General features: G+C 65.5%; 17 protein-coding genes. 8 read left to right on the top strand and 9 right to left on the bottom strand.

Annotated elements, in window-relative coordinates:
- Window positions 1-11 precede the first annotated feature (11 nt).
- Entirely contained in the window at window positions 12-1,823 is a 1,812-nt protein-coding gene (fadD11, locus tag NP3_RS03660) for a fatty acid--CoA ligase FadD11 (RefSeq protein WP_063037747.1), read from the top strand.
- Entirely contained in the window at window positions 1,820-2,311 is a 492-nt protein-coding gene (locus tag NP3_RS03665; protein WP_063037749.1) for an SRPBCC family protein, read from the top strand. The genes fadD11 and NP3_RS03665 overlap by 4 nt, the downstream gene beginning before the upstream one ends.
- Here the strand turns inward: NP3_RS03665 and NP3_RS03670 are convergent.
- The 4 genes from NP3_RS03670 to NP3_RS50235 are packed head-to-tail and all read right to left on the bottom strand — an operon-like array spanning window position 2,308 to window position 5,196.
- Window positions 2,308-3,267 carry a flavin-containing monooxygenase gene (locus NP3_RS03670; RefSeq protein WP_063037751.1) on the bottom strand — a complete coding sequence of 320 codons (960 nt, stop codon included), beginning with the start codon at window positions 3,265-3,267 and terminating at the stop codon, window positions 2,308-2,310. The genes NP3_RS03665 and NP3_RS03670 overlap by 4 nt on opposite strands.
- Window positions 3,264-3,719 carry an AMP-binding enzyme gene (locus NP3_RS51100; protein WP_373864728.1) on the bottom strand — a complete coding sequence of 152 codons (456 nt, stop codon included), beginning with the start codon at window positions 3,717-3,719 and terminating at the stop codon, window positions 3,264-3,266. The genes NP3_RS03670 and NP3_RS51100 overlap by 4 nt, the downstream gene beginning before the upstream one ends.
- Complete coding sequence (locus NP3_RS03675; protein WP_281197285.1) at window positions 3,716-4,912, bottom strand: AMP-binding protein; 1,197 nt, start codon at window positions 4,910-4,912, stop codon at window positions 3,716-3,718. Before NP3_RS03675 ends, NP3_RS51100 begins: the two co-directional genes overlap by 4 nt.
- 32 nt (window positions 4,913-4,944) lie before the next feature.
- Window positions 4,945-5,196, bottom strand: a complete 252-nt coding sequence (locus NP3_RS50235; RefSeq protein WP_063037753.1) for a hypothetical protein — start codon at window positions 5,194-5,196, stop codon at window positions 4,945-4,947.
- On the opposite strand from NP3_RS50235, the gene NP3_RS50240 reads away from it, so the two are divergent.
- The gene (locus NP3_RS50240) at window positions 5,183-5,500 is read left to right on the top strand and encodes a helix-turn-helix domain-containing protein (protein WP_063037755.1); all 318 of its coding nucleotides are present in this window, start codon (window positions 5,183-5,185) and stop codon (window positions 5,498-5,500) included. The two genes, NP3_RS50235 and NP3_RS50240, sit on opposite strands and share 14 nt — an antisense overlap.
- A gap of 45 nt (window positions 5,501-5,545) precedes the next feature.
- Here NP3_RS50240 and NP3_RS03690 read toward each other — a convergent pair whose 3' ends face one another.
- From NP3_RS03690 to NP3_RS03705, 4 genes are all read right to left on the bottom strand, one after another.
- Entirely contained in the window at window positions 5,546-5,947 is a 402-nt protein-coding gene (locus tag NP3_RS03690; RefSeq protein WP_157124057.1) for a hypothetical protein, read from the bottom strand.
- A 308-nt stretch (window positions 5,948-6,255) separates the two neighbouring features.
- Window positions 6,256-6,720 carry a hypothetical protein gene (locus NP3_RS03695; protein WP_063037759.1) on the bottom strand — a complete coding sequence of 155 codons (465 nt, stop codon included), beginning with the start codon at window positions 6,718-6,720 and terminating at the stop codon, window positions 6,256-6,258.
- A gap of 521 nt (window positions 6,721-7,241) precedes the next feature.
- Complete coding sequence (locus tag NP3_RS03700; RefSeq protein ID WP_063037761.1) at window positions 7,242-8,237, bottom strand: pyridoxal phosphate-dependent aminotransferase; 996 nt, start codon at window positions 8,235-8,237, stop codon at window positions 7,242-7,244.
- Window positions 8,238-8,322: 85 nt separating this feature from the next.
- The gene (locus tag NP3_RS03705) at window positions 8,323-8,598 is read right to left on the bottom strand and encodes a hypothetical protein (protein ID WP_040696032.1); all 276 of its coding nucleotides are present in this window, start codon (window positions 8,596-8,598) and stop codon (window positions 8,323-8,325) included.
- A 279-nt stretch (window positions 8,599-8,877) separates the two neighbouring features.
- Here NP3_RS03705 and NP3_RS03710 point away from each other — a divergent pair, with 279 nt between their 5' ends.
- From NP3_RS03710 to NP3_RS03730, 5 genes are all read left to right on the top strand, one after another.
- Entirely contained in the window at window positions 8,878-9,726 is an 849-nt protein-coding gene (locus tag NP3_RS03710; protein WP_063037763.1) for an SAM-dependent methyltransferase, read from the top strand.
- A 48-nt stretch (window positions 9,727-9,774) separates the two neighbouring features.
- Window positions 9,775-10,134 carry a hypothetical protein gene (locus NP3_RS03715; protein ID WP_063037765.1) on the top strand — a complete coding sequence of 120 codons (360 nt, stop codon included), beginning with the start codon at window positions 9,775-9,777 and terminating at the stop codon, window positions 10,132-10,134.
- An 80-nt stretch (window positions 10,135-10,214) separates the two neighbouring features.
- Window positions 10,215-10,649, top strand: a complete 435-nt coding sequence (locus NP3_RS03720) for a MarR family winged helix-turn-helix transcriptional regulator (protein ID WP_063037768.1) — start codon at window positions 10,215-10,217, stop codon at window positions 10,647-10,649.
- Between the two features lie 17 nt (window positions 10,650-10,666).
- Window positions 10,667-11,089 carry an organic hydroperoxide resistance protein gene (locus NP3_RS03725; protein ID WP_063037770.1) on the top strand — a complete coding sequence of 141 codons (423 nt, stop codon included), beginning with the start codon at window positions 10,667-10,669 and terminating at the stop codon, window positions 11,087-11,089.
- A gap of 15 nt (window positions 11,090-11,104) precedes the next feature.
- Window positions 11,105-12,091: a zinc-binding dehydrogenase gene (locus NP3_RS03730; protein ID WP_063037772.1), complete on the top strand. Its 987-nt coding sequence runs from the start codon at window positions 11,105-11,107 to the stop codon at window positions 12,089-12,091.
- A 15-nt stretch (window positions 12,092-12,106) separates the two neighbouring features.
- Here NP3_RS03730 and curA read toward each other — a convergent pair.
- The coding region (gene curA, locus NP3_RS03735; RefSeq protein ID WP_063824657.1) for an NADPH-dependent curcumin/dihydrocurcumin reductase at window positions 12,107-13,119 on the bottom strand (1,013 nt) is incomplete at its 5' end.

A 13,119-nucleotide genomic window follows, 5' to 3' on the forward strand; every position in this document is an offset into this window, starting at 1 on the left:
AGAAGTACGTCATGAGCTCTGATACCCTCTGCGCCGCCTTCCAGCACACCGCCGCCATCGATCCCCACGCTGTCGCGGTGCGCACCGTGGGCGGCACCCAGGACCTCACCTGGGGTGAATACGCCGCACAGGTGCGCCGCATCGCCGCTGGCTTCGCGGCGCTCGGCATCGGCCGCGGTGACACCGTGGCCCTGATGATGGGCAACCGGGTGGAGTTCTACCCGATCGATGTCGGCGCACTGCACGCCGGGGCCACGTCCTTCTCGGTCTACAACACTCTGCCGCCGGAGGGGATCGCCCATGTGCTGAGCAATGCGGGTGCGTCGGCGGTGGTGTGTGAGGCGCAATACCTCGACCGCATCAGACGCTCCGGCGCGGCCCCCGCGCACATCGTCGTACTGGACGGCGACCCGGTCGAGGGCACAATGACCCTGCAGGAGCTGCAGACGCTCGGCACCGGCGACTTCGATTTCGAGAAGTCCTGGAAAGACACGAAACCCGACGACGTTGCCACCCTCATCTACACCTCCGGCACCACCGGCAACCCCAAGGGCGTCGAAACCACGCACGCCAATCTGCTGTTCGAAGCCTATGCGCTGGCCCAGGTGCTGCCGATCGAATTCGGCGACCGGATCACCTCGTTCATGCCCTCGGCCCATATCGCCGACCGGTTGACCGCGCTCTACCTGCAGATAGTGTTCGGCACGCAGGTGACGGTGGTGGCCGAACCCGCACTCATCGCGGCCGCGCTGCCGGACTGCCGCCCGACCATCTGGGGTGCGGTACCGCGGGTGTGGGAGAAGCTGAAGGCCGCAATAGAACTCGGCGTCGCCAACGAACCCGCTCCCATGCGTGCCGCGGCCATGCGCTGGGCCCTCGACACCGCGCGCAAGCGCATGGACCTGCTCCGTGCCGGAGAGCCCGTTCCGCCCGACCTGGCCGCCGAATTCGAGAAGGCCGACGCCACTGTGCTGTCGGCTCTGCGCGCGAAACTCGGTTTCGACGAACTGAAATGGGCCGTCTCCGGCGCGGCGCCGATTCCCGCCGACACCCTCGCCTTCTTCGCCGCACTCGGACTACCCATCTCCGAAATCTGGGGCATGTCCGAACTCACCTGCATCGCCAGCATATCCCCGTATGCCCCAACCGAACTCGGCACCGTCGGGCGTCTCGTACCAGGTATGCAGATGCGGCTCGCGGACGACGGTGAGCTGTTCGTGCGCGGCCCGCTGGTCATGAAGGGGTACCGGGGCGAACCGGAGAAGACGGCCGAAGCCATCGACGCCGACGGCTGGCTCGCGACCGGCGATGTGATGACCCGCGACGACAACGGCTGTTTGCGCGTCGTGGACCGCAAGAAGGAACTCATCATCAATGCGTCGGGGAAGAATATGTCTCCCGCCAATATCGAGAACGCGGTACGCGCGGCCTCCGGTCTGATCGGCACCGTGGTCGCCGTCGGCGACGCCCGGCCCTACGTCACCGCCCTGGTGACGCTGGATCCTGACACCGCTGCCAGTTTCGCCGCCGAGCACGGATCACCGGTCAGCGCCAGCGCACTCGTCGAGCATCCGGACATCATTGAACGGGTCCGCGCCGCGATCGATGCCGCCAATCAGGTCCTGTCCCGCGTCGAGCAGGTAAAGCGCTTCCGGCTGCTGCCGACCTTCTGGGAACCCGGCGGGATCGAACTCACCCTCACCATGAAGCTGCGGCGCAAGCCGATCAACGAGATGTACGCCACCGACATCGGCCTGCTCTACACCGACCCGCAGCCCGCCGACGTACACACCCCCGCCACGAAGGAGACCGTCTCCCGATGACCCGCTGGTTTCCCCTCGCCGACAGCGACGACACCCTCATCGAAAACGGCCCGATCCGGTTCCGCCACAGCGTGATCGTGCCCGCCGAACCCGAACGCGTCTGGCAACTCCTTACCGCCGACGACGCACTGGTCTCCTGGGCTCGCGGCATCACCGGCGTCGACTGGATCACTCCGCGCCCCTTCGGAATCGGCACCCGTCGCGAGGTCATCGTCGGCCGCGGCGCAGCCGCACTACGGGAACGCTTCTACCGCTGGGACGAGAACAAACAGCTGACCTTCACCGTCGAGGCCGCCAACCGGCCCGGTTTCCGCCGCTTCGCTGAAGACATCACCCTCGAACCCCACCCCGACGGCACCAACCTGACCTGGACCTTCGCCGCCGAGGCCGAACCCTGGTTCGCCGCACTGCTTTTCCCGGTCCGACCGATCATCAACCGGGTGACACGGTCTTGGACCGAAGGAATCATCGAACAGGTGAAGCGCTAGCCCCGGAGACGACGAAGTCCTACAAAGCCGCGCGGCAAATCGTGCCGCGCGGGGACAGGACTCGGCCCCGAACTGAACAGCCAGCGTCTGATCACTTTGTGCGGGAACCGGTTTGGTAGGCGGTGAGGTCTACGCGGGCGGTGGCTCGGGCGAAGGCGATGTGAGAGCCGGGCCAGACGGCGACGACCTTGCCTGTTCCGGTGTGGTACCAACAGGGGCAGCCGCTGGTGAAAACATTCCAGATTGTGCTGGGCACGAGCCAAGCCGGGCAGGGTGCGCAGGAGTCGACGGCTCCGCGGATTGGACTTGTGGTTCCACTTATTGCCGACCCAGTTCGGTGAGCGCTGGATGACGTGCAGTTCGCGCACCCGATCGGCAATGGCGGGCACGATCTGCACCGCACTGGCCCCGCTGCCCACGATCGCGACTCGTTTGCCGGTGATATCCACCGAGTCGTCCCATTCGGCGGAGTGGAAGTGCTTGCCCGCGAAGGTTTTCAGCCCATCCAGAGCCGGAATCTTCGGGCGCGACAGTTGCCCGGTTGCGCAGATCAGCCCGTCGAACCACTGCTTCTCACCATCGGCCAGCTCTACCTGCCAGCGTCCGCTGCCCTCGTCGAAGGTCGCGGCAACGATCTCGGTATTGGTCCGGACCTTCGGTGCCACACCACATTTGACGGCGGTGCGCTCCAAGTAGGCCCGGATTTCTGCCTGGGTGCCGAAGCGCTGGGACCACTCGGTCTCCAGTTCGAACGAGTAGGAATAGGTCGGCGAAGGCACGTCGCAGGCCGCGCCCGGATAGTGGTTGGCCCGCCACACGCCGCCGACGCCGTCACCCTTCTCGAAGACGGTGTAGTCGCGAATGTCGTTGCGCTCCAGTTCGATGGCCGCGGCCAGGCCGCCGAACCCCGCGCCGATGATCGCGACGGATACGGACGTGGTTTCGTTGCTGCTCATGCGAAGTTCAGTTCCTCCAGTTTGCGGCGCAGCACCTTGCCGGTGGCGTTGCGCGGTAGTTCGTCGATGAAGACCACATCACGCGGCACCTTGTAGCGGGCCAGGTTCGCCTTGACGTGGTCTTTCACCGTTTGCGCATCCAGCTCGGCTCCGACGGCGGCAACGATGACGGCGCGCAACCGTTTTCCGAATTCCGGATCGTCCACGCCGATCACGGCGACTTCGTCCACACCGGGCAGTTCGGCGAGCAGATTCTCCACTTCCAGCGGGTAGACGTTCTCGCCGCCGGAGACGATCATGTCGTCGTCACGGCCGTCGATGAAGAGCAGTCCGTCGGAATCGAAGTGGCCCATATCACCGGTGGACATATAGCCGTCGATGATCTGCTTGTGGCGACCGTCGGTGTAGCCCTCGAACGGCGCGCCCGAGCGGACGAACACCCGGCCTTTCACCTGCGCCCCCTCGATTCGGCGATCATCGTCACCGAACAGCGCGATGCGGGTGGTGACCGGTGGCCTGCCCACAGTGCCCGGGCCCTGCGCAATTCGTGCGGCTGCACCACCGAGGCGATCGCGACTTCGGTCGAGCCGTACAGGTTGTAGAGCACCTCGCCGAAGGTGTCCTGCACCCGAGCAGCCAGTTCCGGCGACAGCGCGGAACCGGCCACAACTATCACCCGCAGCGCCGAAAGATCGTATCGAGCGAGGACTTCCGGCGGCAGCGACACCATGCGATGCAGCATGGTCGGTACCGCGACAGTATTTCGGCACGGTGGTCGGCCAGCAGCCGCAGCGTGGACTCGGCGTCGAAGCGGCGCGATGTCACCGTCTGGTTGACTAAAGCCGTTGCGACGCTCCACATTTCCGAAGCCCGTGGCATGGAACAGCGGGGAGACGATAACCACCGCGCTGCGACGCGGGAAGGAGATACGGTCGACGAACAGCGCGCTCACCAGCGGCGTCAGCTTGGTACGCGGGGCGCCCTTGGGCAGACCGGTGGTGCCGGAGGTGAGAATGATGAATCCGCCGGGCCGCGCGGGTGACGGAGGCAGACTGGTATCGCCGCCGACGATCAGCTCATCGAGCGTGCGTGCGCCCGCCGGGACGCCGTGGCCATCGTCCAGCCAGGTCAGTACGCACGGGAGTTCGGGTGGCAGGGCGTCGAGCAGGCCGTTGAATTCGCTGTCGTGCAATACCGCTCGCACGTTCTCGCGCTTGCACACCTCGGCGAACTGCGGTTTGGCGAAGCCGGTGTTCATCATGGCCAGCCGGAACCCGGCACGGCCCGCAGCGCTGATGGCAAGGATCAGGCCGCGGTGATCGCGAGCCAGCACGGCGACCACCGAGCCGGGGCGCAGCCCCTGCGCCAGCAGCGCATTCGCCAGGGCGTTGGACTGTTCGTCGAGCTCGCGGTAGGTGAGTACGCCGCGTTCGTCGGCCACCGCCGGAGCATCGGGATGTTCGAGCGCGGCCTTCATGATCAGCGTGGCCTGCGGACCGTAGGTCTTATTGTTCCTGGTGGTCCGCAGCACCCGGTCGGGCCGGGTCAGATCGATGACGCCGCTGCGGTGCAGCCGGACGACGGCCCGCGCATCCTCGGCAGCGATTTCGAGGCGATTCAGGATCGCGGCAGCAGACAAGGTCATTGTCGGTTCTCTCCTCGATAGGTCGGTGACATTCAGGCCCGTGGCCCTGCCACACGATCCAGATACGCCGCCCGCTTGACGGTGTCGGCCTTGCCGATGGTGTCGTGTGTGCCGAGCAGGCAGCCGATGCGGTTGGCCAAGTTCTCCGGTAGCGGGCTCAGCACCCGCGCCGTCACACCGGTGAGTGCGGGCACCACCCGTCGTCCGCCGCGACCGCTCGCCACCGCGGCCACCACCGCGCGGGCCACATCGGCGGGCTCGACGAATCCGATGCGCCGTGCCAACCAGTTCGGCGTCAGGCCCTCGATCCTGCTCACCCAAGGCGTCACCGCGAGCCAGGACCAGATCGCCGCCCAATTGCGCCTGAGCGTGCGCACCCTGCGTCGCCGCCTGGACGCCGAGGACACCTCTTTCCGCGAACTCACCACCGAGACGCGCCAACTATTGGCCGAGGAACTGCTCACCATCGGTACCACCGTCGATGACGTTGCCCAGCGCCTCGGCTGTGCCGACGCCTCCAGCTTCACGCACGCCTTCACCCGCTGGACCGGAACCACACCGGGCCGCTTCGCCCGAGCCCGCCATTGACCGAGTCCCGCCCACCGCAATCGTGAGCATGCGCTCTCCGGAGCGTCAGCGCTGGGCGCGCAGCCTGCTGAACCACCGACCTGCGGAGCCCTGGCACAGTAGTACAACGATGACAAGTGCGGCACACAAACCGAAAGGCCCTGGAGAAAATCGCACGATATGGAAGCCGGAACTGTCGTCGTCGGTGACATCGAAATTGGCCCCCATGGAGCCGAGAGCCACGAACGCTTCCAGGATCGCCAGAAAAATTGCTGCGATACGAACACCGTTGCCGCCGCGCCGGAAGAAGGAAGCGACGATGGCCAGGACCCAGAAGAAGAAGTAGCCCACCGTGTTGACGCCTGCGGTCTCAGCGTCTTCGAAGACGACAAGGACTACGGTGCCCATCCCGCCGATAACGGCAAAGATATTGGTGATCCACAACGCTGCGCGGATGCTTCCAGGCATTGTCAGTCGACTCCGAGCCATGCGGCCGTCAACAGCGCGATCACACCGACATACGTCAGCACCTTCGCGAGCCCCGCTTGGCCGTCAATTCATCCCCTCCGATTCGCGCAGCCGGGTCGAAACCGTCCCCCGCTGACACAGACAGACATGTACCGATCGGCCTCGAGCCGATCAGTACCAGCATCGCCGTATAGGTATGCCGATGACATCGGTAGGTCGGGTAGATAGCTGTCGTCGAGGACTTCAGCGAGGGGCACACCGATGTGCCGCATCAGTCCCGCTCAGCCCGGTGAAACTCCAAGGGGGCACTAGCGTTGTGCCTTTCCCCCATCGTTGTCGCGGGTTTCGATAGCCTTGACGGTCTTGTCGAGGGCCTGTTTCAGGACGCGTTTGCCGACGGTCCCGACCACGACTCCGAGGACCCGGCCCTTGAGGTTCTTGCCCTCGCGCACCACGACCACATCCACATCGGTCTTCCCGTCGGTCCGGCGCGTGAAGGTATAGGTGTGACCCGAGTGGCCGCCCCATACGTTCGAGTCGGTGGTGGTCATGACGACGCGGTCGGGGTTCGACCAGTCGTAGTGCAGGCGTTCCCAGATGCCGCGCGAGCCCTCCGTGACGTCGGCATCACGCCGGCCCCGGTCGTGCACCTCGAGATACGCGTCGGCGCTGTTGCCGAACACCTGCGAGCGGCCCGGCCCGAAATCGGTCAGCGCCGCCACGAACTGCTCCGGTGTCGAGGTCGTGGTCTCTTTGAAGTGGAGGGTAGACATCGTTGCTCCTTTGCTTTGGGGTGACGGGTCGCGGTTCGATCAGGAGGTGAGAACTATCTGAGCGAGGTCCTCCTCGGGGTATTCGCGCACGCCGTGGAGCACGCTGGCACCAGCCGCTAGCACCGTCCGCCGGAGTCGACTCGGCGAATGATCGCCCTCAACGTGCGCGGTGTTCCTATTCATGAAGCATGAGCTTCGGCACATGCTGGCGCAAGGCCGTCCGCGAGAGACATCGAGCCCAGGATGCGACGATGCCACCGTCAGGGGCCGGTCGGCCCGTCGTGCCGGTCAGCGGTCGGCGGTTGTCGAATCGCCTCCCGCGGCACGCACTCCGCGGACGGGGTCGAGGCGTCGAAGCTGCATCGGAGGCACGGATCCGAATAGCGGCGGGCCGCCGCGGCTGCCTCCCCTACACGGTGGAATCGAAATTTACGAGTGCCACTAGCGGCACCGCAAGTCCGTCATGGGGCCGAAAGTCCCTGCCTCGGGTGAACTCGGGCCACACTCCCCGGCCACCGGGCTCAGCGTGACGCGGCAAGCACCGCATCGGTCGCCGCGGTATCGCCGACCGTAATCCTGATACCCGTACCGTAATGCTTGACCGCGATGCGGTCCCGCGCGAAAGCCGCACGGAGCCGGTCGATTTCGGCGGCACGGCAGCGACCGAGGTACACGAAATTCGCCGCACTTGTCGGCACCGAGAAGCCGAGCGCGCGCAACCCCTCGGTGAGCCGACCGCATTCGCGGGTGATCGCGGCGGTGCGCACCGCCAATTCCGCCTCGGCGTCATAACATGCCCGCACACCGGTCTCGGCCAGCGCGGTCACCCCGAACGGCAACTGCCACCGTCGAATTCGCGCGATCATCGGGACCGCCCCGATCGCATACCCGACCCGAGGCGCCGCCAACCCGTGCGCCTTCGAGAAGGTCCGCGTCACAACCAGATTCGGATACCGCACCAACAGAGCAACCGTGTCCACCCGATCCGCCACGGCGACGAAGTCGATGTACGCCTCGTCGAGCACGACCGTGACCGACGGATCGATCCGATCGAGCAACCCTTCGAGTTCGGCCTGCGCTATACAGGTGCCGGTCGGATTGTGCGGACTGCACAGCACAACCACCCGCGTGCGCGCATCGACGGCATCACCCATGGCGTCGAGATCCTGATGACCGTCCGCGGTGAGCGGAATCTGCACCGTGCGACCGCCGATGGTCTCGGTCAGCAACGGAAATCCGTCGAAGGTCGGCGTCGCCATCACGACGCCGTCGCCGGGGGCGACGAACTCCCGCAGGACATAGGTGATGACCCCGGTGGCACCCGCTCCGGCTACCACTTGGTCGGGCGGCACGCCGAGCCGCTCGGCGATCATCCCGGGCAGCCTGCGCGGCAGGTATTCCGGATACCGGTTCGCCGCCATCCGTGCGCCACGCAGCGCGGCACGCACGGATGGTAGAGGGCCATAGGGGTTTTCGTGGAGCGCGAGCCGATGCTCCAGTTCCGAGGTCGGCGACATATCGAATCCCCTCGCTCAGCGTCGATGAATGCGCCCGCACGACTATTCGTGCGGGCGCTCGATTCGAACGGAAACTGCGCGGTCGCTAGAGCACGGCATTCATGATCGTGCCCGCACTGGTGGCCACCGCGCCACCGGCCATCGCACTGGCAATCATCTTCGGCGACTGCAGCCCGCCTCCGGACCATTTCTCCCAGGCGAACCGTCCGCCGCCGTAGGTAATAGCGGTAACCCCGGACAACTGAATCAGCCAGGTGAAATACCGGCCCATTTGCATCAGTTTGTCCGCCATCGGCGGCGCCTCCGGTTCCGGATTACTGACCTCGGCTAGCACAGTGTCGTGTAACGCGGCGAGAATCATGCTCACTTCATGCTCCTTGTCGCATGCCGATGCTGGGAGAAGAACAGACTTCGCAATGGACCGCTGCAGCGCGTTGACCTCATGATTCAACCTCATCAAGATCACGTGATGCAGCCGACACACCGAAATCGATCCCCTAATGCAGTCCGAATCCCGGCCTGCCGGACGTTCGCCGCCCCTATCCTGAGCGAGGAAAATTCGACGGAACGGGCCGCCGACCGTGGGCGGCTCGGCGGTCGCGGGCACCCGACGGCCCGCCCGCCACAGGAGGGAATCGTCATGCCGGATAGCCGGGCTGAAACCGCCACTGGATTGCCGACCAAAATCGACACGAGTGTGGCTCATGAAGCTCGTGTTTACGATTATTGGCTCGGCGGAAAGGACAACTACCCGGCCGACCGGGCACTCGGCGATGCGATAGCCACCCATATTCCGGCAATCCGCAGTATGGCCCGCGCCAACCGGGCCTTCCTCGGTCGCGCGGTGCGCTACATCGTCGATGCGGGCGTCACTCAGTTCCTCGATATCGGGACCGGTATCCCCACCGCGGGCAATACCCACGAAATAGCCCAGGGCATCGCCTCGGATGCGCGCGTGGTCTATGTGGACAACGACCCCATCGTTCTCGCGCACGCGCGCGCACTCATGTCCAGCACCCGTGAGGGCAAAACGGCCTTCATTCATGCGGATCTGCACGATCCGGCCTCGATACTGCGCGATGCGTCCCTTACCGCGACCCTGGACCTGAACCGTCCGGTCGCCATCATGCTGGTCGCGATCATGATGTATTTCCGCGACAGCGACGATCCGCACGCCATCATCGAGAACTTGCTGGAATCGGTTCCCCCGGGCAGCTTTATCGTGATCACCCATCCCACCGCCGATTTCGACGCCCGCGCCATGGCCAGGGTTGTGGCCTCGGCCGAATCCGCAGGCATCACCTTCAATCCGCGCAACCGCGCCGAAACCGAAACTTTGTTCGCCGGAACCGAAATCGTCGAACCGGGCGTCGTCCCCGTCGTCACCTGGCATCCGGAGTTGATCGGCGACCTTTCGGGTCGAATGCAAGCCATTCCGGCCGATCCGGAGTCCGCGTGGTACTGGGCGGGCGTGGGACGCAAGGCCTGACGTTTGGGTCCGCGTCCGTCGGCAACTCCACCCATGAGGTGATCGATCATGGTCAACGATCTGGAGAAGCGGTGGACGGCGGACGAGCGGACCTTTCGCCGGGTAGCGATCTATGTGGCGGCGGTGCTCGCGGTGGCCGCGCTCGTCTTCGTGATCACCGCGATATGGGCGGCCGAACGGACGGCCTGCGCGGCCGCGGAGACGATGCTCTGTGACACCGCGGCGAAAACAGCGATCCTGACCGGACCGACCGTGGTGCTGATGCTCGGCGGCATCTGCGCCTTTGTGCAGACCTATCGCGTGTGGCGGCGCGGCCGCAGTTGGCCGATCTGGCAGGGCGCGGGCTGGTTCCTGTTCACCATGATGATCGTCTACCTGGGCATCGGCGGCGGCAGCGTCGCCGCCTGAGGGCAGGCTCCGATCGGGTGTGACGTGAAGCACAGCCGATTTGATTGTGCACAATTTAATTGTCCACTACCGTTACGGACATGACCGATCACCTCACCCTCGACGAGCAGTTGTGCTTCCGGCTGTATGCCGCGTCGCGGGCGATGACGGCGGTCTATCGCCCGAAGCTCGAACGCCTCGGGCTCACCTATCCGCAGTACCTGGTGATGTTGGCATTGTGGGAACGTGACGGTCGCAGCGTCGGCGACCTCTGCGAAGCGCTGCTACTCGACTCCGGAACGCTGTCACCGCTGCTCAAGCGGCTGGAGGCGGCAGGCCTGGTCGAACGGCGCCGGGCAGCGGCCGACGAACGTCGCGTCGATGTCCAACTCACCGAACGCGGCCGCGAACTGCGGTCCGAAGCCCGTTGTCTGCCAACGGAAATGGGCGAGGCCAGCGGCCTGACCCACGACGAATTCGTCGCCCTGCGCGAAACCCTTCGGCGACTCGCCGATTCGCTGATGTCCCACCCCTGATCGAAAGAGAGTCAGACATGACCGTCCTGTACACCGCCGAAGCCCTCGCGACCGGCGACGGACGTAACGGCCACGCCCGCACCTCCGACGGCAAGGTCGACGTCGCACTGGACATCCCCAAGGAGATGGGCGGTAGCGGCGTGGGCACCAACCCGGAGCAGCTGTTCGCGGCGGGCTACGCGGCCTGCTTCCACAGCGCGCTGCGCCTGGTCGGCAAGCGTGAAGGCGCGAATGTCGACGATTCCGCGGTCGGCGCGAAGGTGGGCATCGGCCCGAACGACGAGGGCGGCTTCGAGCTGACCGTTACCCTCGAGATCTCACTGCCGCATCTGTCCCCCGCCGAGGCGCAGACCATCGCCGACAAGGCCCACCAGGTGTGCCCGTACTCCAACGCGACCCGCGGCAACATCGACGTCCAGGTCACCCTCGCCGACGACTGAGAAAGGGAATCCACCATGCGTGCCGTAGTCATCGAAAGTTTCGGCGAGCCGAAGGATGTGCTCACCACCGCACAGCAGCCGACGCCCGAACCCGGTGCCGGACAAGTGCGGATCGAGCTGATCCTCGCGCCTATTCACAACCACGACCTGGCGACCATTCGCGGGGTCTATGGCTACAAGCCGTCGCTGCCCGCGATTCCGGGAACCGAGGCGGTAGGCCGGATCGATGCATTGGGATCGGATGTGCGCGGCCTGGAAGTCGGTCAGCGCGTGAGCGTTTCCGGTATCCACAATGTGTGGGCCGAGTATTTCCTGGCCAAGGCGACGCAGGTGGTTCCGCTGCCGGACAGCATTTCCGATGAGACGGCGGCGCAGCTGCTCGCGATGCCGCTCAGCTCCCTGATGCTGCTGGAGGATCTGCGGGTTTCGCCGGGCGACTGGATTGCGATCAATGCCGCCAACGGCGCGGTCGGTCGCCTGGTGAATGTGCTTGCGCGGCAACGCGGCCTCAATGTGCTCAACCTGGTTCGCGGCCCGGCTTCCGTCAAGGCGTTGCAGGAGTTGGGTTTCGAACCGGTCTTCGATACCGAATCCGATGGCTGGCTCGATCGAGCCGTCGCGGCCACTGCGGGTGCGCCGATCGTGCGCGCCGTCGACCAGGTCGGTGGGCGGGCTGCGGATGCGCTGCTTTCGCTGCTCGGCCAGGACGGTGAGCTGATCTCCTTCGGTGCGCTGTCCGGTCAGCCGCTGTCCATCAATCCCGGTCCGCTGATCTTCAAACAGGCTGTGGTCAAGGGCTTCTGGGGTTCCAAGCGGGCCGAGCAGACCAGCAGCGAGGAGATGCGGCGCCTGATCGGTGAACTTGTGGGGATGGCGGCGACGGGTGCACTGCGCCTCGATGTCGAGGCCGTATATCCGCTGGAGTCCGCCGCCGATGCCGCCGCCGCGAGCGAAACACCGGGGCGGTCGGCCAAGATCGTGCTGTCGCCGCGGCCGGTGTAATCCGATCCGGGTCGGCTATCCGACCCGCACCACGAGTTTGCCGAAGTTACGGCCCTCGAGCATGCCGATGAACGCCTCGGGTGCATGCTCGAGGCCGTCGACAACGTCCTCGCGGTAGCGGACCCGGTCCTCGGCGATCCAGCCGGACATCTCGTGCAGGAAGTCCTTGTACATCTCCCGGACGAATTCGGTCTGGATGAATCCGCGCACCGTGAGACTCTTGGTCAGAATGCGGCCGTAGAAGCCGGGCAGACGATCCGGTCCCTCCGGTGCGCCGGTCGCGTTGTAATTCGCGATGAGTCCGCAAACAGGCACGCGCGCATAGGTATTCAGCAGCGGATACACCGCGTCCGCCACCGCGCCACCGACATTTTCGAAATAGATATCGATGCCGTCGGGCACCGCGGCGCGCAGTTGATCGGCGAAATCCGGTGCGCGATGGTCGATTGCGGCTTCGAAGCCCAATTCTTCACGCACATAGGCGCATTTCTCCGGGCCACCCGCAATGCCGATCGCCCGCATGCCCTTGATACGGGCGATCTGGCCGACGGCGGAACCGACCGGTCCACTGGCCGCGGCGACCACCAGGGTCTCCCCCGCCTTCGGCTGCCCGATTTTCAACAGCCCGGAATACGCCGTGAACCCCGGCATACCGAGCACACCCAGCGCGGTCGAGATCGGCGCTTTGTCCGGATCCAGCGTGCGCAGCCCCGTCGCAGACGCGACCTGATGCGTCTGCCAGCCCGAATAGGCCTGCACCACATCACCTTTCGCGATCGACGGAGCCCGGGATTCCAGCACCTCGGCGACGGTGCCGCCGACCATCACATCGCCGACCTCTAGCGGCGCCGCGTACGACTTGGCGGCACTCATCCGCCCGCGCATATACGGATCGAGGGACAAATACAGGGTGCGCAGCAGCACCTCGCCCTCGCCGGGCTCTGGAAGCGCCGCGGTCTCGATGCGGAAATTCGCCGGGGTGGGTGCGCCCTCCGGCCGGGATGCCAGCACAATCCTCGTCGACTCGA

This window comes from Nocardia pseudovaccinii NBRC 100343 (assembly GCF_001613225.1).
Taxonomy (GTDB): Bacteria; Actinomycetota; Actinomycetes; order Mycobacteriales; family Mycobacteriaceae; genus Nocardia; species Nocardia pseudovaccinii.

Excerpts from the sequence above, each read along its gene's own strand:
- fadD11 (WP_063037747.1), top strand. The coding sequence starts at position 12 with ATGAGCTCTGATACCCTCTGCGCCGCCTTCCAGCACACCGCCGCCATC.
- NP3_RS03665 (WP_063037749.1), top strand. The coding sequence starts at position 1,820 with ATGACCCGCTGGTTTCCCCTCGCCGACAGCGACGACACCCTCATCGAA.
- NP3_RS03670 (WP_063037751.1), bottom strand. The coding sequence starts at position 3,267 with ATGAGCAGCAACGAAACCACGTCCGTATCCGTCGCGATCATCGGCGCG.
- NP3_RS03675 (WP_281197285.1), bottom strand. The coding sequence starts at position 4,912 with ATGACCTTGTCTGCTGCCGCGATCCTGAATCGCCTCGAAATCGCTGCC.
- NP3_RS50240 (WP_063037755.1), top strand. The coding sequence starts at position 5,183 with ATGCGCCGTGCCAACCAGTTCGGCGTCAGGCCCTCGATCCTGCTCACC.
- NP3_RS03690 (WP_157124057.1), bottom strand. The coding sequence starts at position 5,947 with ATGCCTGGAAGCATCCGCGCAGCGTTGTGGATCACCAATATCTTTGCC.
- NP3_RS03695 (WP_063037759.1), bottom strand. The coding sequence starts at position 6,720 with ATGTCTACCCTCCACTTCAAAGAGACCACGACCTCGACACCGGAGCAG.
- NP3_RS03700 (WP_063037761.1), bottom strand. The coding sequence starts at position 8,237 with ATGTCGCCGACCTCGGAACTGGAGCATCGGCTCGCGCTCCACGAAAAC.
- NP3_RS03705 (WP_040696032.1), bottom strand. The coding sequence starts at position 8,598 with ATGATTCTCGCCGCGTTACACGACACTGTGCTAGCCGAGGTCAGTAAT.
- NP3_RS03710 (WP_063037763.1), top strand. The coding sequence starts at position 8,878 with ATGCCGGATAGCCGGGCTGAAACCGCCACTGGATTGCCGACCAAAATC.
- NP3_RS03715 (WP_063037765.1), top strand. The coding sequence starts at position 9,775 with ATGGTCAACGATCTGGAGAAGCGGTGGACGGCGGACGAGCGGACCTTT.
- NP3_RS03720 (WP_063037768.1), top strand. The coding sequence starts at position 10,215 with ATGACCGATCACCTCACCCTCGACGAGCAGTTGTGCTTCCGGCTGTAT.
- NP3_RS03725 (WP_063037770.1), top strand. The coding sequence starts at position 10,667 with ATGACCGTCCTGTACACCGCCGAAGCCCTCGCGACCGGCGACGGACGT.
- NP3_RS03730 (WP_063037772.1), top strand. The coding sequence starts at position 11,105 with ATGCGTGCCGTAGTCATCGAAAGTTTCGGCGAGCCGAAGGATGTGCTC.